Genomic DNA, 18,302 nt, shown 5'->3' with positions numbered 1-18,302 from the left:
CCGTCAGACCCCGCCCGCGACGGCCGGCAGGATCGTCACCGTCGAGCCTTCGCCCACGGTGGTCTCGAGGCCGCCGGAGAACCGCACGTCCTCGTCGTCGACGTAGATGTTGACGTAGCGGTTCAGCTTGCCTTCGTTGAGCAGCCGCTCGGCCAGTCCCGGGTGGTTGGTCTCCAGGTTCTCGATCACCGAGGCGAGCGTGGCCCCCTCGGCCTCGACGCGCTTCTCGCCTCCGGTGTGGGTGCGCATGATGGTCGGGATGGACACGGTGACCGGCATGAAAACTCCTAGCTCGTTTCGGTCGGGGTCGGAAATCTGTGGTGGTCAGGCCGTTTCGTAGGCGGGGACGATCCGTACCGGTTCCTCGGTGACCTCCCCGTCGAGGATCCGGTAGCTGCGCAGTTCGTGCTGTTCGGGGTCGCGGGTGGAGATCAGGACGTAGTGCGCGCCGGGTTCGGAGGCGTAGGAGATATCGGTGCGGCTCGGGTAGGCCTCGGTGGCGGTATGCGAGTGGTAGATCACCACCGGCTCCTCGTCGGCGTCGTCCATGGCGCGCCACACCTTCAGCTGTTCGCCGGAGTCGAACCGGTAGAAGGTCGGCGAACGCTCGGCGTTCAGCATCGCGACGAAACGCTCCGGCCGGTCGGACCCCTCGGGTCCGGCGATGATCCCGCAGGCCTCGTCGGGGTGATCGGCGCGCGCGTGCGCGACCATCGAATCCACCAGGTCGGCCCTGATCACGAGCACAATCGAACCCTTCCACACATTGTCTCGGCTCCCGCCGACCCGTCAGAGCCGACAACCGTCGAGGATATTCGGGTATTCCCGGCGCTAGCCCAGGAGGTCCGAATAGGACGGGATACCCGCCACCGGGACCGCGGCGAGAACGGCGTCGACCACGGCGCGTTCCACGCAGACCGCGGCGGCGGTGCAGAGTTGATCGAGCAGGGGGAGGTCGGCGGGAAACGCGCCGGGCAGCGGGGGCAGACCGGGTGGTGTGGCCGTGCCGGTGGCCAGCGCGAAGAAGGTGTCGCCGTCGAGTGGGGAGTGGGCGGGACGCACCGCCCGGGCCAGGCCGTCGTGGGCCACCGTGGCCAGGCGGCGGCAACCCGCCGGATCCAGCGGCGCGTCGGTGGCGACCACGCCGATCGTGGTGTTGAGGGCGGTCGATTTCACGGGTAGCGCGTTGGCCGCGGTGAGCCGCTCGGCGGTGGGCGGGCGCAGGCCGAAGAACTCCGGTCCGTCGGTGCCCGCGCCCCACGGCAGGCCGGTGCGGGGATCGAAGACCGATCCCACCGGATTGGCCACCACCAGTGCGCCCACGGTCAGTCCGGCGGCGACACCGGCGCCGAAGCGGATACTGGCGCTGCCGATTCCGCCCTTGAGCGAACCGGCCTGCGCGCCCACCCCGGCGCCGACACTGCCGCGCGGGAAATCGGGCCCGGCGGCTTCCGCGGCGTGATAGCCGAACTCGGCGGTCGGGCGGGTGTGCCAGTCGCCCACGGGCAGGTCGAAGATCACGGCGGCGGGCACGATCGGCACGACCTTGCCGGGGTCCTCGGGTGACATCGGGATGCCTTCGCCGTGTTCCTCCAGCCAGCGCATCACGCCGTCGGCGGCGGCCAGGCCGTAGGCGCTGCCGCCGGTGAGGAGCACGGCGTCTGTCTGCCGCACGGTGTTGGCGGGGTCGAGGAGATCGGTTTCCCGGGTGCCCGGGCCGCCGCCGCGGACGTCGACCGCCGCGGTCGCGCCGCCCGGTGCCCGGATCACGGTGCACCCGGTGGCGGCGCCGGAGCCGCGGGTCGCGTCGGGATCGAGGACGTGATGGTGGCCCACCAGCAGGCCGGAGATATCGGTGAGCGCGTTGCGCGGGCCGGGTGCGCCGCTCACGGGGCCATCGCCTGCAGCAGGGAGTCCTGCATCCAGGTGAGCCAGTGATAGACGTCCAGATGCGGGGCACGCGGATCGTCGGGCGGGAACTGCTCGGGCGTGTCGGCGTCGATCTCGAGGACCACGCCGAGCGCGAGGCGGACATCGGTGAGCGCGGTCAGCCAGGCGTCCGCCTCTTCCGGGGTGATCAGGATCTTGCCGCCCTCTTCCGGCACGGTGTGCAGTACGACCCCGGCCGCGGCGAGTTTCTCGTCGATGATCTCCGGCTCGTGCAGGCCGCGCAGCGCGCTGTTCAGATCGGCGCGGTCGGCGTCGGGCGAACCGGGTTCGGCGCGGTGGAAGTCGGGCAGCAGCCGGGCGAGTCGCGGATCGTCGGGCGGGAGGGTGTTGCCGCTGCGCAGCCCGGTGAGGGCGGCGAGTTCGTCCTCCGGCGCCGAGGACGCCCGCTCACCCAGCAGGCCCGACACCGCGCCCACCAGGGAACGCAGCACACTCGCTTCGCGCGCGTCCAGCTCCGACCGCAGCTTGAGACCGCTCAATGAGTTCTTCCGGCTCCATTTACGCACGTCGTTACGGTAACCGTCCGATCAGTCGTCGCGCTGCATGGTCGCCCACAGCCCGGCCGCGTGGAGCCGGCGCACATCCTGTTCCATCTTGTCCCGCGAACCCGACGAGACAACCGCCTTGCCCTCGTTGTGCACCTTCAGCATCAACTCGGTCGCCTTGGCTTTGCTGTAGCCGAACAGCTTCTGGAAGATATAGGCGACGTAGTGCATGAGGTTGACCGGATCGTCCCAGACCACGGTGACCCAGGGCCGGTCCTCCGCCTCCAGGATCTCGGTGGCCTCCACGGCTTCGGGTGTCGCCTGTGCCGCCGACAACATGGCGCCGGGAGCTCCGGCGCGGACCGCGATCGACCGATAGCGGGGTGCTGTATTGCACAAGGCCATGAATTCAAGGGTACGACTCGAGGAGTAATTCACAACACCCGGAGCAGGAACGATACGTCGGTCACCGGCGGTTCCCGCTGCGCCGGGCCCGGGCTGTTTACAGTGACCACCGTGGACCTGCGCGACGCGGTGGGCAGCACCGCCCTGCTGACCGATCAATACGAGCTGACGATGCTGTCGGCGGCTCTCGCCGACGGTTCGGCGGCGCGCCGGTGCACCTTCGAGGTGTTCGCCCGGCGCTTGCCGCACGGCCGCCGCTACGGCGTGGTCGCGGGGACCGGCCGGCTGCTCGAGGCCCTCGAGCTGTTCCGCTTCGGCCCGGCCGAACTCGAGGTCGCGGCCCGGTTCCTGGACGAGCGGACCGTGTCGTGGTTGCGGGATTTCCGGTTCACCGGGGATATCGACGGCTACGCCGAGGGGGAGCTGTATTTCCCGGGTTCGCCGATTCTGTCGGTGACCGGCAGTTTCGCGGAATGCGTGGTCCTGGAGACGCTGGTGCTCTCGGTATTGAACTACGACAGCGCGATCGCGGCCGCCGCCGCGCGGATGGTCAGCGCGGCGGCCGGACGCCGGACGATCGAGATGGGTTCGCGCCGGACCCACGAACTGGCGGCGCCGGCCGGTTCCCGGGCCGCGTATCTGGCCGGTTTCGACGCGACCTCCAATCTGGAGGCCGTGCGCCGCTACGGCGTGCCGGGCGCGGGGACCAGTGCGCACGCGTTCACGCTGGTGCACAGCGGACCCGACGGCGAGCACGAGGTGGAAGCGTTCCGCAGCCAGGTCGCGACCCTCGGCACCGGCACCACCCTGCTGGTGGACACGTTCGACATCACTCGCGGGGTCGCGCTGGCCGTCGAGGTGGCCGGCCCGCATCTGGGCGCGGTCCGCATCGATTCCGGCGACCTCGGGGTGCTGGCCCGGCAGGTCCGCCGCCAGTTGGATGAGCTGGGCGCGCTGAACACCCGCATCGTGGTCTCGGGGGATCTGGACGAGTACTCGATCGCGGCCCTGCGCGCCGAGCCCGTGGACGCGTACGGGGTGGGAACGCAGCTGGTCACGGGCTCGGGCGCGGCGACCGCGGGCATGGTGTACAAGCTGGTGGAGGTCGACGGGGTGCCGGTGGCGAAACGGTCGAGTCACAAGGAGTCGCGGGGCGGGGCCAAACGCGCGGTGCGGCTGGCGCGGCGCACCGGGACCATCGTCGAGGAGATCGTCTATCCGGCTTCCGGCCCGCGGCCGGATTCCGGCGACCTCGAGGCCCGCGATCTGATGGTCCCGCTGGTGCGCGGCGGCGCGGTGCTCGACCGCCCCGAACTCGCCGAATCCCGTGATCTGGTGGCGCGCGGCCTGGTGTCTCTGCCCTGGGAGGGCCTCAAATTGTCCGACGGCGATCCCGCGGTGCCCACCACATTTGTGGCCTGACCGGGGTAGGGCGCGCACACTGAGGGTATGAGACGCGCGCTGATCGTGGTGGATGTACAGAACGACTTCTGCGAGGGCGGGTCCCTCGCCGTCGTGGGTGGTGCTCGCATCGCGGAGCTGATCAGTGATTATGTGAACGGCTCCGAATACGACGCGGTGGTGGCCACCCGCGACTATCACGTGGATCCCGGCGCCCATTTCTCCGATACCCCCGACTATGTGGACAGCTGGCCGCCGCACTGCCGTGTCGGCACACCCGGCGCGGACTTCCATCCGAATTTCGCTACCGGTGCGGTGCAGGCGGTGTTCTCCAAGGGTGAGTACTCGGCCGCCTACTCGGGTTTCGAGGGCGCCTCGGAGGAGGGCGCGCCGCTGGCCGACTGGCTGCGCGGCCGCGAGATCGAACAGGTCGATATCGTCGGCATCGCCACCGACCACTGTGTGCGTGCCACGGCCCTGGACGCGGTCGCGGCGGGGTTCGCCACCCGGGTGCTGCTGGATCTCACGGCGGGAGTCGCGCCCGGCACCGTGGAGAAGGCGCTGGATCAGCTCACCGGCGCCGGGGTGGAACTGTCGGGCACGATTCGCGTCGACGTGTGAGCGCCGGGCGCCGGCCTTCCGGGTTGGGTGCCCGGTTCCGCCGGGGCAGAATTCGTCCATGACCGCCACCGGGGACGACGTCCGCACCTACGCTCTTTCGCTGCCCGAGACCTCCGAGCAGTTCGCCTGGGGAATGCCGGTGTTCCGCGTGGAGCGCCGGCTTTTCCTCACGTTGCCCGAGGACGAGACCTCGATGGCGGTGCGGTGCCCGGCGGTCGACCGGGACGAACTGGTGGTCGCGGAACCGGCGAAGTTCTGGATCGCCGCGCACGAGGCGAACAATCCGTGGGTCCGGGTGCGGCTCGCCGCGCTGGACGATACCGAGGAGATGCGGGCCATCATCCAGGATTCCTGGCGTCTGGCCGCCCCGGGACATCTGCTCCAGTAGTCCTTGCTCCCGATTACTCGTCTGCGTATATTCGTAGACGAGTAAGGAGGGTGTATGGCGAAGAAACGCAAGGTCGGCAATCTGCTGGCGCTGGCGGTGCTCGCGGTGATGCAGGACGAAGCCATGCACCGGTACCAGATCGCGGCACGGTTGCGTGAGTACGGCAAAGACCGCGATATGGATATCAAGTGGGGGTCGCTGTACACGGTCGTCCAGAATCTCGCCAAGGCCGGTTTCCTGGAGGTCACCGGTAGTGAACGCGAAGGCGCGCGACCCGAACGGGTGATCTACCGGATCACCGCGGCCGGCCGCGCCGAACTGGTGGACTGGACCCGCGAACTCATCGCCGAACCGGAGCCCGAACAGGGCCGTTTCGTCGCGGGGCTGTCGATTCTGGCCTGCCTGCCGCCGGCGGAGGTCGCCGACCTGCTGGGGCGCCGGCTCCTCGTCCTCGATGAGCGGATCGCGCGGACCGAGCGCGAGTTCGCCGATCTCGCCGGACAGTTGCCGCGGCTGTTCCTGATCGAATCCGAGTACGGGCTGGCCGTCCTGAAGGCCGAGGCCCGCTGGACCCGTGAACTCCGCGCGGAACTGCTCGACGGCACCTTTCCCGACCTGGCGGAATGGCAGGCGTGGCACGACGGCGGGTCGGCAGTGGATTCCGCCCGTGCGCGCGACTACGTGAAGGGGGCCGACAAGACCAGCGACCACTGAATGCCAACCGGGCTCGATGGAGGTGCGGCAACACCACCATCGAGCTCGGGTCACCTGTCTCGGACCGTGCCCGCCTACGCACACCCGGCCGCGAGTTCGGCAGAACACAGGATAACCGGGTGAGTGGACGACGGGGCGGTTCGGATCGACCAGATCCTTTGTGAACCTCTCGAGGAGTACACCCATGTCCAGAATCGAAACCGCGCTGGTGGTCGGCGGCGGAATCGCGGGGCCGGTCGCGGCCACCGCTCTGCGGAAGGCGGGTATCGCCGCCGAAATCCACGAGTCCTATCCGGGCCCGGCCTACACGATCGGCAGCGGGCTCGCCCTGGCCCCGAACGGGGTGGCCGCGCTCGATGTCATCGGCGCCGGCGACGCGGTCCGCGATATCGCGGTACCGGTGCCCCGGATGAGCCTGTCGGTCGGCGGGAAACTGCTCGCCGCGCCGGTTCTGGCCGATCAGCCGCCACTGCAACTGGTGGATCGCGCCGAGTTGCACCGGGTGCTCTACGAGCGGGCGGTGGCCGCCGGCGTCCCGGTCGCCTTCGGCAAACGCCTGGTCTCGGCCGAGCAGACCGCCGACGGAGTCACGGCCCGGTTCGCCGACGGGACCACCGCCACCGCCGACGTCCTGATCGGCGCGGACGGCATCCGGTCCACCGTGCGCGGGCTGATCGACCCGCAGGCGCCCGGCCCCGAATACACCGGGATGCTCGGATTCGGCGCCACCATCGAATGTGACGCCGAGATCCCGCCGCGGACCATGGTCTTCGCCTACGGCAAGAAGGCCTACTACCTGTACTGGGCGCTCGGCGACGGCCGGGTCGGCTGGGGCGCGAATCTGCCCAGCGCGCGGTATCTCTCGCTGTCCGAGGCACGCGAGGTTCCCGCGCAGACCTGGCTCGACACCCTCCGCGAGGTCTACGGTCAGGACGCTCCCGGCGGGCAGTTCGCCCGGGCCACCACCCCGGAACAGTTGGAGGTCACCGGAGCACTGCACATCATGCCGCCGGTGCCGCACTGGTATCGCGGCCGCATGGTGCTGGTCGGCGACGCGGTGCACGCCCCGTCGAACAGTTCCGGGCAGGGCGCCTCACTGGCGATCGAGAGCGCCGTGCAGCTGGCCCGCTGCCTGCGCGATATCGGTGAACCGGCCGCGGCCTTCGCCGCCTACGAGAAGCTGCGCCGCGCACGGGTGGAAGGGGTCGCGGCCCGCGCCGCGAAGATCAACCACAGCAAGACGCCGGGCCCGGTGGCCCGCAAGGTCATGCAGGTGATGATGCCGATCATGGCCCGCGCGATGAACCCCGAGAAGATGCTGGGCACCGAACAGCGCTACCGCATCGATTGGGCTGCCCCCGCGCGGAGTTGAGCCCGCGCGGGGTGCCCGCCGCTATCTCAACATTCGAAGGGGATCGTGTTGCCCGCGGCGTCGCGGGCGCCGATCCCCTTCGTGATGGCCTCCGCCAGTTCCCGGCAGGTCTGCCAGGTGCGGGGGTCCTCGTCGTCGAGATTGCCGATCGTGTACCAGTCCTCGGTCTCCCGGTAGCGCACGAGTCCGTGACCACCGGGATCGAGGGTGATATCCAGTTCCCCGGAGATCGTCCCGGCCTCCCGGGTCATGACCGCGGCCTTATCGGGTAACTCGATGACTTCGGCTATTTGAACTCACCTCGCTGTACGCAGTCGTCCACCGCGGTGCGCAGTGCGGTCTGTTCGTCCTGATCGACGCTCAGGCCGTACTTTACTTTCACCTGGAGGTAATGCCAGATATAGCCACACCGGAAACTTCCCGGCGGGAGGTAGTCGGCGGGATCCTGGTCGCCCTTGGACCGGTTGGCGGAGGGATCGGAAGCGATGAGATTCACCGCGTCGTTGGCGATCCGGCGGCGGGTGTCGGTATCGAGATCCTTGGCTCCCGACCGCCAGGCCTCGGCGAGCGGGACGATGTGCTCGGCGTCGACTCCGGCGGATTCGGAGATGAACTTGTAGGGCTTCAGCTTCCCGGTCTTACTGTCCATCACGCCGTAGGCGTCCTGCCAGCCGCCGCCCTTGCCGATCTTCAGATCGCAGGTCTTCGGGTCCAGGGTCACCTCACCGGTGGCGTCGCGCAGGAGCATGACCTCCCGGGTGGTGCACTTGCTGTACTGGGCGAATTCGGGACCGAACCCGTGTTCGGCCGCGTTGTCGTCCCAGTGCGGGAACTTCTCCCGGCTGTAGCCCGACATCGCGACTTCCTTTTTCACGGGCAGTTTGTCGAGGGCCGCGCGCACGTCGGTGGCGGTGGCCCCGGTGGACTGCGCGGCGCCGGCGGCGGGGCCGGTGCCGGGCGGTCCGGTTTCCACGGAGCAGCCGCCGACCAGCCCGGCGACGAGGAGCAGCGGTGCCGCGGCGGCGGCGAATTTACGCAGTGGCGCGGGCAGCGCGGAAAGTGGTGGGTTCAACGAAATTCCTTGCCGAGGGGTCCGGTATGTGCCGTGTGCCGAGCACCGGCGTCAAGCTACCGGTCGTCAGCTAACCGAAAGCTACTGTGCGGTGTGAGATTCGGCATACCTGGGCGGGAGTACCCGGGGAAGCGCGCGGGTACTCCCGATCCGACGGGAGAGCGCCACCCCCGAGCCGCCGTGCCGGCGCCGACTCGGGGGTGGGCCTGCCACGAACGAGGGCGTTGGGTGCCCGGCGCGGGGTGGCGGGCCGGTTGTCCGGACCGGTTCCGCGACGCGCCGCGGGACTTGATGAGGGGGAGACCCGTGGACGCTTCCACGCCGGATGCGCTCGTCGTGACGTATCGGGCCGGTGGAGATCCGGCCGTGTCTATGAAGATATCGATGTGCAGCGGGCCCCGGCGACACCCGTGAGCGGGGTACGCCCGCCGACGCATTGGTGAAAAGCATAGGGAATTCCCATGATTGGGAGCGAGCCGGGGTGGGTGTGGGCCGGCGGCGGAGTCAGTCGGCGGGTTCTTCCTCGGGAATCGGCTGCGCGGTGGGGGGTACGCCGGTGTCCAGGAATTCGATCAGCCGCTCGATCCGATCGGTGTGGTCGAGGGTGCGCGAGAGCTTGTCGCCGATCAGCGCGAGGGTCATCGCGCCCTCGGTGGCGTGCTCGCCCGCCGACAGCGCGGAATGCAGTTTCCGGTTCAATTCCTGCATATCGGCGGCCGCCGCGGCGTCGTCGCGGGCGTGGCGGGCAGTGGTGACGGCGCCCTGGGCGCGGGCGGTGGATTCGGCGGTCAGTTCGGCCATCTGCGCGAGCAATGCCAGGATCGGCGCCGGGGCGAGCGGTTCGGGATGGGATTGGTACACCTGATCGGCGATCCGGCTGAGCAGCCAGCCGATGCGGGAGAGTTCACCGGCGATCTGGATGGCGGTCACGACATGGCGTAGGTCGCGGGCGACCGGCGCCTGTAGCGCGAGCAGCACGACGGTGCGCGCCTCGCAGGCGCCGTACATCGCCTGCAGCCGCTCGTCGTGAGCGAAGACCTCGTAGGTCGCGGTGAGGTCGGCCCCCACGAGAGCGTCGGTCACACGTTCGGCCGCTTCATGGGTGATGTGGCACATCTGTGTGAGATCCGCTGTCAACGCGACGAGCTCGTTGGTGAACTGAGTTCGCACGGAGGAATTGTCGCCTATCGCGCGGGTATCGGTCGAATGATCCGACGATTCTTCGCGGCGGGCGACCGGCCGCCGCCGGTGTTACCGTCACCACATGACCGATTCACGGCGTATGAAGCATCGGATCGTCACCGCCCTGCAGCGCCATATCGGCAATCCGGTGAACCGCCGGCTGCCATTTCAGCAGCTTCTCGAGACGACCGGCCGGGTCAGCGGCGAGCCGCGGGTGGTGCCCATCGGCGGCCGCCGGACGGGGAACGAGTTCTGGTTCGTCTCCGAGTTCGGTCATCGCTCGAACTATGTGCGCAATATCGAGGCCGACAATCGGGTCCGGGTGCGCCTGCACGGCGAATGGCATACCGGCACCGCGTATCTCGTTCCCGAGGACGATCCGGTCCGGCGCCTCGCGTCGCTACCGCGCGGCAACAGTGCGGTCGTGCGTGCGGTGGGCACGGATCTGCTGACAATTCGGGTGGATCTCGACGCCTGATCGCGTCCCGCGAATTTCTGTGTGACCCGCAGGCATTTATTTGGTAGAACTTGTTCTAATCAATTGTTCGTCGCGCTGTGAGCGCCCGCACAAATGGCGGGAATTGATGCGCGAATGCCATTTCCCGTGCCCACTGTCACAGGCCGCATAATTTGTCCGTGACCTTTCGTAACGATTAGCTTGCTCTCCGTTGGCATCGATGCCGGACCGGAGAGATCACACGCATGAAATTCGCTACATTCCGCGCCGCGACCGCGGTCCCGGGATCTCGGCCATGAGCTCCGAGAGACCTCTCGCGTCGATCGATCCGGATCCGCGACCCGAACCGGACGCCCCGAAAAGGGCCGCCGGGGGCTCCGGGACCGCCCGCGAAATCGTCGCCGCGAACTTCTCGGGCACCGTCGTATCCTCGGTGCGGACATTCGGCCGCGCGGTCGGGATGGCCCAGGAATCGGTCGGCGGGGCGGTCTCGGACCTGGCCCGCGGCCGATTCCAGTGGCAGGAGATGTTGGTCCAGGCGTGGCGGCTGGTCACCGTGACCGCGTTCCCGGCCATTCTGATGGCGATCCCGTTCGGGGTGATCGTCTCCGTCCAGGTCGGCAATCTGATCCACAACCTCGGCGCGGATTCCCTGCTCGGCGCGACCGGCGGTCTCGGTGTGATCAAACAGGGCGCCCCCATGGCGACGGGATTCCTGCTCGGCGGCGCCGGAGCGGCGGCCATCGCGGCCGATCTCGGCGCGCGCACCATCCGGGAGGAGATCGACGCCCTCAACACCATGGGAATCAGCCCGGTGCACCGGCTGGTGATCCCGCGCATGGTCGCGATGCTGCTGGTGGCCCCGCTGCTCAATATCCTGGTGATCTTCGTCGGCGTCGTGGCCGGATATCTGGTGGCCATCGGCGGGCAGGGCGTGACCCCCGGTTCGTACTGGGCGACCTTCGGTTCGTTCACCACCGCCGCCGATGTCTGGGTGTCCCTGCTCAAGGCGGTGATCTTCGGGTTCCTGGTGGTGATCATCGCCTGCCAGCGCGGACTCGAGGCCAAGGGCGGGCCCCGCGGGGTGGCCGACGCGGTCAACGCGGCGGTGGTGCTGTCGGTGGTGTGCATCGTGGTCGTCAATCTGGCGATGACGCAGGTGACCGCCATGTTCCTGCCCACCAGGCTGGCGTGATGGCCGCGACCTCGTATGCCCCGAAGGGGCTGGGTTTCCTCGCGCGGTACTTCCGCCGCGGCAGCCGGATCCTGGGCGCGGTCGATTCGGTCGGCTTCGTGACGGTGTTCTGCTGGCAGGTGCTCTCCTCGATACCGCTGGCACTGCGGCGGTACCGGGCCGAGACGCTGCGGATCATCACCGATATGACCTGGGGCCGCGGCTCGGTGATCGTGGGCGGCGGAACGGTCCCGATGATGATCGTGCTCGGGCTGGTGATCGGCGCCTCGATCGGGGTGGAGTCCTTCGCGACGCTGGACATGCTCGGTATGGGCCCGGTCACCGGAATCGTGTCCGCGTTCGCGACCACCCGGGAACTGGCGCCGATCGCGGCCGCGGTCGGGTTCGCCGCGCAGGCCGGTTGCCGGATCACGGCCGAAATCGGTTCGATGCGGATCTCCGAGGAGATCGACGCCATCGAGGCACTGGGCCTGCGGTCGGTGCCGTTCGTGGTGACCACCCGGGTGATCGCCGGCGCGATCGCCATCGTGCCGACCTTCCTGATCGCGCTGATCGGCGCGTATTTCGCCTGCCGGGGATTGATCACCCTGGTGCACGGCCAGTCGGCCGGGGTCTACGACCACTACTTCTTCCAGTTCATCTCCGGATTCGACATCATCGCGGCCACGGTGAAGGTCGCGGTGTTCGGCACCGTGGTGATCTGCGTGCACAGCTATTACGGGTTCTTCGCCACCGGCGGTCCCGAAGGGGTGGGTATCGCCTCGGGGCGCGCGGTCCGCGCCAGTTTCGTGGCCATCATCGCCATCGACATGGTCCTGACGATCGTGCTGTGGGGATTCAACGCGGCGATCAGCTTCACGGGATAGGGACAGATGCCGAAGTACGGAATGCCGGGGGTCGCCGCCGACCGGCGCAGCGCGCGCCGGGTCGGGTCGCTGGTGCTGGCGGTACTGGCGGTGGTGACGCTCGCCGGATACGGGTACAGGGAGATCACCTCCGACAAGGGACTGCGGATCGCCCTGCGCACCGAGCAGATCGGCGACGGCGTGGTCGCCGGGACGCTGGTGCGGGTGGACGGTGTGCAGGTCGGTTCGGTCACCGGGATCGTGCCCGCCGGTCGCGGGACCCAGGAGATCTCGCTGTCCCTCGACGACACGCGGTTGTCCGGGATCGACGACAGCATGCGGGTGGATTACGCCCCGGCGAATCTGTTCGGGATCAGCGAGATCGAACTGCGTCCCGGTGCCGGTGGTGCGCCGTTGCGGTCCGGTGCGGTGGTCGATCTGACCGGGCCCCGCGCCGCCGAGGTCTACGACGCCACCATGGGCGCCCTGCTGCGCAGCCTCTCGCAGACCAGCGGCACCGTGTTCACCGCCGATATGGCCCGGGTGATCTCCCAGGCCGCCGCCGACGTCAAGGCGTTCACCCCGCTGGCCGAGGCCCTGATCACCGCCGGCCGGGTTATCGCCGATCATCAGTCGATGCCGGCGAACGAGCTGGTGGGCCGGTTGGGACCGGCCTTCCAGGGCGGCGGGCAATTCGCGGGGGCGACCATCGAGGTGCTCGACCAGATCGTCGATATCGATGTGCTGCGCGCCGACCGCGCCGATTACGACGCCGGGGTGAAGGCCCTGACCGGCGATATCCTGCCGGGGCTCGCGGGGGCGGCGAACAGCGCCGGGCAGCTGTCCGGCTACACCGATATGCTCGCGCCCACCCTGAACCTGCTGGCGCTGGCGGTCCCGGACCCGCAGCAGTCCGCCGCTGATCTGCGGACCCTGCTCACCCGGCTCGGCCTGGCGTTCCGCGACGGGCCGCAGGGCCCGGTGCTGGATCTGGAGGCCGAACTCGGGCCCGCCGCGGGAGGTCCGCGGTGACCGCCCGGCGCGCCGCCTGGCGGCTGGGGCTGTTCGCGGCGGTGATGGCCTTGGTGCTCGCCCTGGTGATCGGCGCTATCGAGCGTCCCGTAGACGGTGACACCGAAACCCATCACGCGCTGTTCACCGACGCCAACGGCCTGAAGTCCGGTGACGATGTGCGGATGTTCGGGGTGCAGGTGGGCAAGGTCGAGGCCGTCACGCTGGAGGGCGACAAGGCGAAGGTCCGGCTCACCACCACCACGGGCACCCCGCTCTACGACAACAGCGTGCTGGCCATCCGCTACCAGAACCTCACCGGTCAGCGCTATGTCGATCTGCAGCAGCAGCCGAACCCCGGCGCCCGGCTGGACGACGGCGCGACCGTGCCCCCGGAACAGACCATCCCGTCCTTCGACGTGACCAGCCTGTTCAACGGTCTGCAACCGGTGCTGGCGACGCTGTCGCCGGAGGCGATCAACCAGTTCACCGAGAGCATGCTCGCGGTGATCGAGGGCGACGGCGCGGGTATCGGTCCCGCGCTGGACGCGATCGGGAAGCTCAGCGAATACGCCGGCGACCGGCAGCAGGTGATCGGCACCGTCGTCCGGAATATGTCCGACCTCGCCGACCGAGTGGGCGGACGTCTCTACCATCTGGTGCCGCTGCTGGCCCGGCTCACCGATATCTTCGAGGCGCTGCAGCGCAATGTCGGCGGGCTCGCCGATTTCGCGATGAGCGCGCCGTCGGTACTCGAACCGGTGGACCGGCTGCTGGCCGCGGTGGGCCTGAGCCCCGAGATGGGCCCCGATATCGACGCCATGATCAGGAACCTGTTCCCGGACCCGCGGCAGGCCGTGGACGTCTTCGGCCGGCTCCCCGGACTACTGGCGTCGGTGGATACCGCCTTCCCGCGCACACCCGCGGGGTTCACGCCCGGATGCAGCCGCGGTACGGCCGAGGTGCCGGCCCCGGTGGCGATCCTGATCGGCGGACAGCAGGTGGCGATATGCAACGGCTGACCTTCACCGGAGTGCGGTCCACGGTCTCCCGGTGGATCGACCGCGACCGGCCCATCACCGACGAACCCACCGCGCTGCGTCGCCAGTTGCGGCTCGGGGTCATCGGATTGTGCTTCGTCGCGCTGCTCGCGGTCGGCGCGGGCGCGCTGTACGTGGTGCCGCTGGGCAAGGCCACCTACACCGCCGAACTGTCCGAGGCGCAATCGGTGAAACCCGGGGACGACGTCCGTCTCGCCGGGGTGCCGGTCGGTGAGGTGAAATCCCTCGAACTGCGCCCGGACGCGGTCGTCATGCGGTTCACCGTCGACAGCGATGTCTTCGTCGGCGACCAGAGCTCGCTCGATATCCGCATGCTGACCCTGGTGGGCGGCCACTATGTGGCGCTGTTCCCGGCGGGCGGAAAACCGCTGGGCGAAGACTCGATTCCCGCCGACCGGGTGCGGTTGCCCTACAGCCTGATGGACACCTTCTCCGACGCCACCGCGCCGCTGCGCGAAACCGACGGCGACACCCTGCGCCGCAATCTCGCCGCCCTGGACACCTCCATCGACGCGGCGCCGGAATCGCTGCGCAGTGTGCTCGACACCGTCGGCAGCTATCTCGATGCCATCGAACGCCAGCGCACCCAGGTGTCGAACGCCATCGCGACCGCCGACGAATACGTGACCATGTACGACGGCGCGAAAACCGATCTCGGCCGGCTGATGGACAACGTCAATCTGATGGAAACGGTCCTGCTGGACAAACGCGCCGAACTGCGCCAGGCGCTGTCGCTGCTGAGTTCGGTGGTGCAGCGGGTGACCGCGCTGGCGCCCGCCTGGGATCAGACCCTGAAACCGAAGGTGCAGCAGCTGGCCGATGCTCTGCCGCGATTGCAGTCCTACGGCGACCAGCTCGAGCCGATGATCGCCTCGGCGCAGAGCCTGGGCGCGAAACTGCGCGAATACGTCGGCCCGGACGGCGGAGTGCGGGTCGGCGATCCGGGGGCCGCGGTCACCGCGCCGGGACTCGACCCCGGCGCCGCCGTCTGCGTCCCGCTACCCGGAAAGGTGTGCTGATGCCGAAACGGGTTCTCGGATCACCGGCGCTGATGTCGGTGGCGGGCGCGCTCGTGCTGGTGCTGCTGGCGAGCGCGCTGTACGTGATCGTCTTCCAGCCGATGAAGGCCACCCGCGCCTATTGCGCGATCATGCCCGACAGTATCGGCCTCTACCAGGGCAATCAGGTATCCATGCGAGGGATCACCGTCGGTACCGTCACCGGTATCGCCCCCGAGGGTGCCAAGGTGCGCGTCGATTTCGAGGTCGACGCCGACCATCCGCTCTATACCGACGCCGGTGCGACCACCGTGTCCGATACCGTCGTCGCCGATCGCGAACTGGCGGTGCTGTCCAGTGGAAAGACCACCGAACAGTGGGATCCGGGGCAATGCGTCACCAAAACCCTCACACCGAAGAGCCTCACCCAGACGATCACCGCGCTGGCCGAGCTGTCCGATCAGATCGGCGGAACCGAGACGCAGCCGAACGCGCTGGCCGGCGGTCTGGACGCGCTGGATTCGGCCTCGGCCGGAACCGGTCCGCAGATCAACGACCTGATCAACAAGCTCGGCCGGGTCCTGGAATCCCCGGACGCCGATATCGCCCACCTGGCCGGGATTTTCGACGCCTACGCGTCGGTGTCGAACAAGGTCGCCGAGCACTGGGGTGACCTGAAGCTGATGCTGACCCGGCTGGGCCCGACCCTGAATCAGGCGCACAGCGAACTGCTCACCCCCGGTATCGCGCTGTTCGACGGGTTGCGCGAAGTGCTGCCCATGCTCAACGACCTCACCGTCATTCTGGCCGACCCGCTCATGTCCGCCCTGGACAACCTGGTGCCGCTGGTGAAACTGCTGCGCGCGAATGTGGGTTCGCTGAGCGAGATCGTGGCGACCACTCCCGTGCTGGCGTCCGCGTTCCGCGCCGTCACCGACCCCGGTACCGGCGCGCCCGGTCTCACCTACGCGCCGCCGCGGGTCGCGATACCGCAGGACAACGCCGAACAGGTGTGCGCGGCGGTGAACGCGCTCGCTCCCGGACAGTGCGCCGGAGCCGCGAACGGCATGGTGGATCTGCACCTGGTGCAGTTGGTACTGCGATTGGCGGGTGCGCGATGACGGCACGGATCACCCTGGACCTCATCCGCGCGCGCCGCGCGCTGGCCGCCGCCGGTCTGGCCGCGGCACTGGGGGTTTCCGGTTGCGCGTACGACCCCTCGGATATCCCCGTCCCCGGCGCCTCGGTGACCGGTGGCAGTTATCCGTTGCGGATCCAGTTCGCCAATGCGCTGAACCTGCCCGCCCGCGCGAAGGTGATCGCCAACGGCGCCCAGGTCGGCAATGTGGAGAACGTCGAGGTCGTCCCCGGCGACGCGGCGGGGCCCGGGTATGTGGTCGTCGATATCGAGGTCGACGATTCGGTGGAGCTCCCGGTCTCCACCGTCGCCGAACTGCGTCAGAACACGGTGCTCGGCGATATCCATGTCGCGCTGACCACCCCGCCCGACGGCTACGGCACGCTACTGGAACCGGGCGGCACCATCACTCTCGACCGCACCCGCCCGCCGGTGCAGCTCGAGGACACCATGGCCGCCATCGCGTTCTTCGTCAACAGCGGGTCGGTGGGCCATCTGCAGGACATCGTGAACCGGTTCAATTCCGTACTGCCGCAGGAACCGGCGGAGACCCGGCGGATCGCGCAGGTGCTGTCCACCGATGCCGTCGATCTGGCGAATCATCTGGATCAGGTGGATCTGCTGCTCTACGGTGTCGCCTCGAATGCCGAGGTCATGCACGGAATCCAGGACGAGCTGGACAATATCCTGCGCCTGGAATCGGTCGAGCAGATGAATGCCGCCACCGAATCCATCGCGGGTGTCACCGAGATCTTCGGCGGGCTCGGCCCGGTCGGACAGTCGCTGGCCTGGCTGGCGCCGCTCGCGCAGTCCGGCGGGGCGGCCGCCGCGGCCTTCATCCCGCTGCTCACCGGCGGTCCGCTGGATCTGCGGCAGCCGTCCAACCTGAACCTGCTGGTCGAACTGATCCGCGACAAGATCATCCCGTTCGTCGAGAACGGCCCGAAGGTGAACGTGAGCGCGGTCCGAACCGGGGACGGTATGCCCGCCGACGACCAGGTGAACCGGATCATCGAAACCCTGCGCATGATCGGAGCCGTGCGATGAAACCCGGCCCACTGGCCTCCCTCGGCGGAATCGCCGCCATCACGGTCCTCGGCGCGGGCTATCTGACCTTCGGTGTGGTGCGCGCGGATCCGTTCCCCGACTACCTGAACGCCTCCCTGGTCCTCGACGACTCGGGCGGGCTCGGGGTCGGTTCGCCGGTACTGCTCACCGGTATCGAGGTGGGCCGGGTGACCTCGGTGGACCGCGGTGCCGGGGGAGTGGAGGTCGGATTCCGGGTGGACGAGAAGCATCACCTGCCCACCGACAGCGTCGTCACCATCGAACACCTGTCCGCGCTGGGCGAACCCTATGTGCAGTTCGTACCGAAAACCGGCGCCGGGCCCTATCTGGTGGACGGCCAGCGGCTCGAATCCGAGGACATCCGCAGCCCGCTGTCCATCCCGGAGGCCGCGCGCATGGTCACGAAGACCATGAACCAGCTCGACCCCGAGACCATGGGCTCGCTGGTGCGGACCCTGAGCGACGCCCTGCACGGCACCGACGCGGTACTGCCCGAACTCACCCGCGCGGCCGATCTGCTCGCCGCCACCATCATGTCCCGCGAACCCCGGATCGCCGAACTGCTGGACAATTTCGAGACCGCGGCCGCCGACAGCGACTGGTCCGGCCCGGCGACCTCCGCGGCGGCCACCGAGTTCACCCGGTTCGCCGAAGTACTCGACGATTTCATCGAATCGGTGGGGCGGTTCACCGGCGCCGAGGGGTCGCCGGAGGTCTACTACCAGGACGGCGGCCTGGTGCCGCTGCTGCGGAAACTGCGCGCGGTACTCGACGAGATCGGTCCCGAACTGGCCGGATTACAGCCCGGGCTGGCCCCGCTGACCCAGGCGCTGGACACCGCCGCACCACAGCTCGATATCGGCAGCCTGCTCGGACAGGCACTGCAGAGCACCGACGAGGATTCGGTGCGGCTCCGGGTCGGGGTGAAGTAGCGCGCCC

The 18,302-nt window shown here is 68.8% G+C and carries 22 protein-coding genes; 14 read left to right on the top strand and 8 right to left on the bottom strand.

From position 1 onward, the window contains the following. Window positions 1-3 precede the first annotated feature (3 nt). The 5 genes from ACZ6SF_RS28415 to clpS all read right to left on the bottom strand — a co-directional run bounded on the left by ACZ6SF_RS28415 (window position 4) and on the right by clpS (window position 2,840). Window positions 4-279 carry a MoaD/ThiS family protein gene (locus tag ACZ6SF_RS28415; RefSeq protein WP_466066119.1) on the bottom strand — a complete coding sequence of 92 codons (276 nt, stop codon included), beginning with the start codon at window positions 277-279 and terminating at the stop codon, window positions 4-6. A gap of 45 nt (window positions 280-324) precedes the next feature. Further along, complete coding sequence (locus ACZ6SF_RS28410; protein WP_466066117.1) at window positions 325-747, bottom strand: M67 family metallopeptidase; 423 nt, start codon at window positions 745-747, stop codon at window positions 325-327. Window positions 748-831: 84 nt separating this feature from the next. After that, window positions 832-1,890, bottom strand: a complete 1,059-nt coding sequence (locus ACZ6SF_RS28405; RefSeq protein WP_466066116.1) for a P1 family peptidase — start codon at window positions 1,888-1,890, stop codon at window positions 832-834. Then, the gene (gene aosR / locus ACZ6SF_RS28400; protein ID WP_466066114.1) at window positions 1,887-2,456 is read right to left on the bottom strand and encodes an oxidative stress transcriptional regulator AosR; all 570 of its coding nucleotides are present in this window, start codon (window positions 2,454-2,456) and stop codon (window positions 1,887-1,889) included. Before aosR ends, ACZ6SF_RS28405 begins: the two co-directional genes overlap by 4 nt. Before the next feature lie 21 nt (window positions 2,457-2,477). Next, window positions 2,478-2,840 (bottom strand): ATP-dependent Clp protease adapter ClpS, encoded by a 363-nt coding sequence (clpS, locus tag ACZ6SF_RS28395; protein WP_466066113.1) that lies wholly within the window; start codon window positions 2,838-2,840, stop codon window positions 2,478-2,480. Window positions 2,841-3,011: 171 nt separating this feature from the next. On the opposite strand from clpS, the gene ACZ6SF_RS28390 reads away from it, so the two are divergent. The 5 genes from ACZ6SF_RS28390 (at window position 3,012) to ACZ6SF_RS28370 (ending at window position 7,336) form a co-directional block, all read left to right on the top strand. Continuing rightward, on the top strand, window positions 3,012-4,262 hold the full coding sequence (locus ACZ6SF_RS28390; protein WP_466066169.1) for a nicotinate phosphoribosyltransferase: 1,251 nt from the start codon (window positions 3,012-3,014) through the stop codon (window positions 4,260-4,262). 27 nt (window positions 4,263-4,289) lie between these two features. Continuing rightward, window positions 4,290-4,862 carry a nicotinamidase gene (locus ACZ6SF_RS28385; protein WP_466066111.1) on the top strand — a complete coding sequence of 191 codons (573 nt, stop codon included), beginning with the start codon at window positions 4,290-4,292 and terminating at the stop codon, window positions 4,860-4,862. A gap of 58 nt (window positions 4,863-4,920) precedes the next feature. Beyond that, the gene (locus ACZ6SF_RS28380) at window positions 4,921-5,250 is read left to right on the top strand and encodes an MmcQ/YjbR family DNA-binding protein (RefSeq protein ID WP_466066109.1); all 330 of its coding nucleotides are present in this window, start codon (window positions 4,921-4,923) and stop codon (window positions 5,248-5,250) included. Between the two features lie 54 nt (window positions 5,251-5,304). After that, on the top strand, window positions 5,305-5,964 hold the full coding sequence (locus ACZ6SF_RS28375; protein ID WP_466066108.1) for a PadR family transcriptional regulator: 660 nt from the start codon (window positions 5,305-5,307) through the stop codon (window positions 5,962-5,964). A gap of 184 nt (window positions 5,965-6,148) precedes the next feature. Next, a complete protein-coding gene (locus ACZ6SF_RS28370; RefSeq protein ID WP_466066106.1) occupies window positions 6,149-7,336 on the top strand; it encodes an FAD-dependent monooxygenase in 1,188 nt (395 codons plus the stop codon). Between the two features lie 26 nt (window positions 7,337-7,362). Here the strand turns inward: ACZ6SF_RS28370 and ACZ6SF_RS28365 are convergent, their stop codons facing one another. The 3 genes from ACZ6SF_RS28365 to ACZ6SF_RS28355 all read right to left on the bottom strand — a co-directional run bounded on the left by ACZ6SF_RS28365 (window position 7,363) and on the right by ACZ6SF_RS28355 (window position 9,578). Next, window positions 7,363-7,587 (bottom strand): hypothetical protein, encoded by a 225-nt coding sequence (locus tag ACZ6SF_RS28365; RefSeq protein WP_466066104.1) that lies wholly within the window; start codon window positions 7,585-7,587, stop codon window positions 7,363-7,365. Window positions 7,588-7,622: 35 nt separating this feature from the next. Beyond that, entirely contained in the window at window positions 7,623-8,408 is a 786-nt protein-coding gene (locus ACZ6SF_RS28360) for an HNH endonuclease family protein (protein ID WP_466066102.1), read from the bottom strand. 504 nt (window positions 8,409-8,912) lie between these two features. Beyond that, complete coding sequence (locus ACZ6SF_RS28355) at window positions 8,913-9,578, bottom strand: phosphate signaling complex PhoU family protein (RefSeq protein WP_466066100.1); 666 nt, start codon at window positions 9,576-9,578, stop codon at window positions 8,913-8,915. Window positions 9,579-9,672: 94 nt separating this feature from the next. On the opposite strand from ACZ6SF_RS28355, the gene ACZ6SF_RS28350 reads away from it, so the two are divergent. From ACZ6SF_RS28350 to ACZ6SF_RS28310, 9 genes are all read left to right on the top strand, one after another. Next, window positions 9,673-10,068 (top strand): nitroreductase/quinone reductase family protein, encoded by a 396-nt coding sequence (locus tag ACZ6SF_RS28350; protein WP_466066099.1) that lies wholly within the window; start codon window positions 9,673-9,675, stop codon window positions 10,066-10,068. Window positions 10,069-10,342: 274 nt separating this feature from the next. Beyond that, window positions 10,343-11,242 (top strand): MlaE family ABC transporter permease, encoded by a 900-nt coding sequence (locus ACZ6SF_RS28345; RefSeq protein WP_466066097.1) that lies wholly within the window; start codon window positions 10,343-10,345, stop codon window positions 11,240-11,242. Next, a complete protein-coding gene (locus ACZ6SF_RS28340; RefSeq protein WP_466066096.1) occupies window positions 11,242-12,108 on the top strand; it encodes an MlaE family ABC transporter permease in 867 nt (288 codons plus the stop codon). Before ACZ6SF_RS28345 ends, ACZ6SF_RS28340 begins: the two co-directional genes overlap by 1 nt. A 6-nt stretch (window positions 12,109-12,114) precedes the next feature. Beyond that, window positions 12,115-13,119 (top strand): MlaD family protein, encoded by a 1,005-nt coding sequence (locus ACZ6SF_RS28335; RefSeq protein WP_466066095.1) that lies wholly within the window; start codon window positions 12,115-12,117, stop codon window positions 13,117-13,119. Then, complete coding sequence (locus ACZ6SF_RS28330; protein WP_466066093.1) at window positions 13,116-14,120, top strand: MlaD family protein; 1,005 nt, start codon at window positions 13,116-13,118, stop codon at window positions 14,118-14,120. Before ACZ6SF_RS28335 ends, ACZ6SF_RS28330 begins: the two co-directional genes overlap by 4 nt. Then, the gene (locus ACZ6SF_RS28325) at window positions 14,108-15,178 is read left to right on the top strand and encodes an MCE family protein (protein WP_466066091.1); all 1,071 of its coding nucleotides are present in this window, start codon (window positions 14,108-14,110) and stop codon (window positions 15,176-15,178) included. Before ACZ6SF_RS28330 ends, ACZ6SF_RS28325 begins: the two co-directional genes overlap by 13 nt. After that, window positions 15,178-16,278 carry an MlaD family protein gene (locus ACZ6SF_RS28320; protein WP_466066090.1) on the top strand — a complete coding sequence of 367 codons (1,101 nt, stop codon included), beginning with the start codon at window positions 15,178-15,180 and terminating at the stop codon, window positions 16,276-16,278. The genes ACZ6SF_RS28325 and ACZ6SF_RS28320 overlap by 1 nt, the downstream gene beginning before the upstream one ends. Next, on the top strand, window positions 16,275-17,342 hold the full coding sequence (locus ACZ6SF_RS28315; RefSeq protein WP_466066088.1) for an MlaD family protein: 1,068 nt from the start codon (window positions 16,275-16,277) through the stop codon (window positions 17,340-17,342). Before ACZ6SF_RS28320 ends, ACZ6SF_RS28315 begins: the two co-directional genes overlap by 4 nt. Further along, window positions 17,339-18,295, top strand: a complete 957-nt coding sequence (locus tag ACZ6SF_RS28310) for an MlaD family protein (protein WP_466066086.1) — start codon at window positions 17,339-17,341, stop codon at window positions 18,293-18,295. The genes ACZ6SF_RS28315 and ACZ6SF_RS28310 overlap by 4 nt, the downstream gene beginning before the upstream one ends. The last annotated feature ends 7 nt before the right edge of the window (window positions 18,296-18,302 follow it).

It is taken from the genome of Nocardia sp. NPDC049935 (assembly GCF_055586645.1).
The sequence above is the reverse complement of the archived record's forward strand: the minus strand, read 5'-3'. Positions and strand labels throughout refer to the sequence as shown.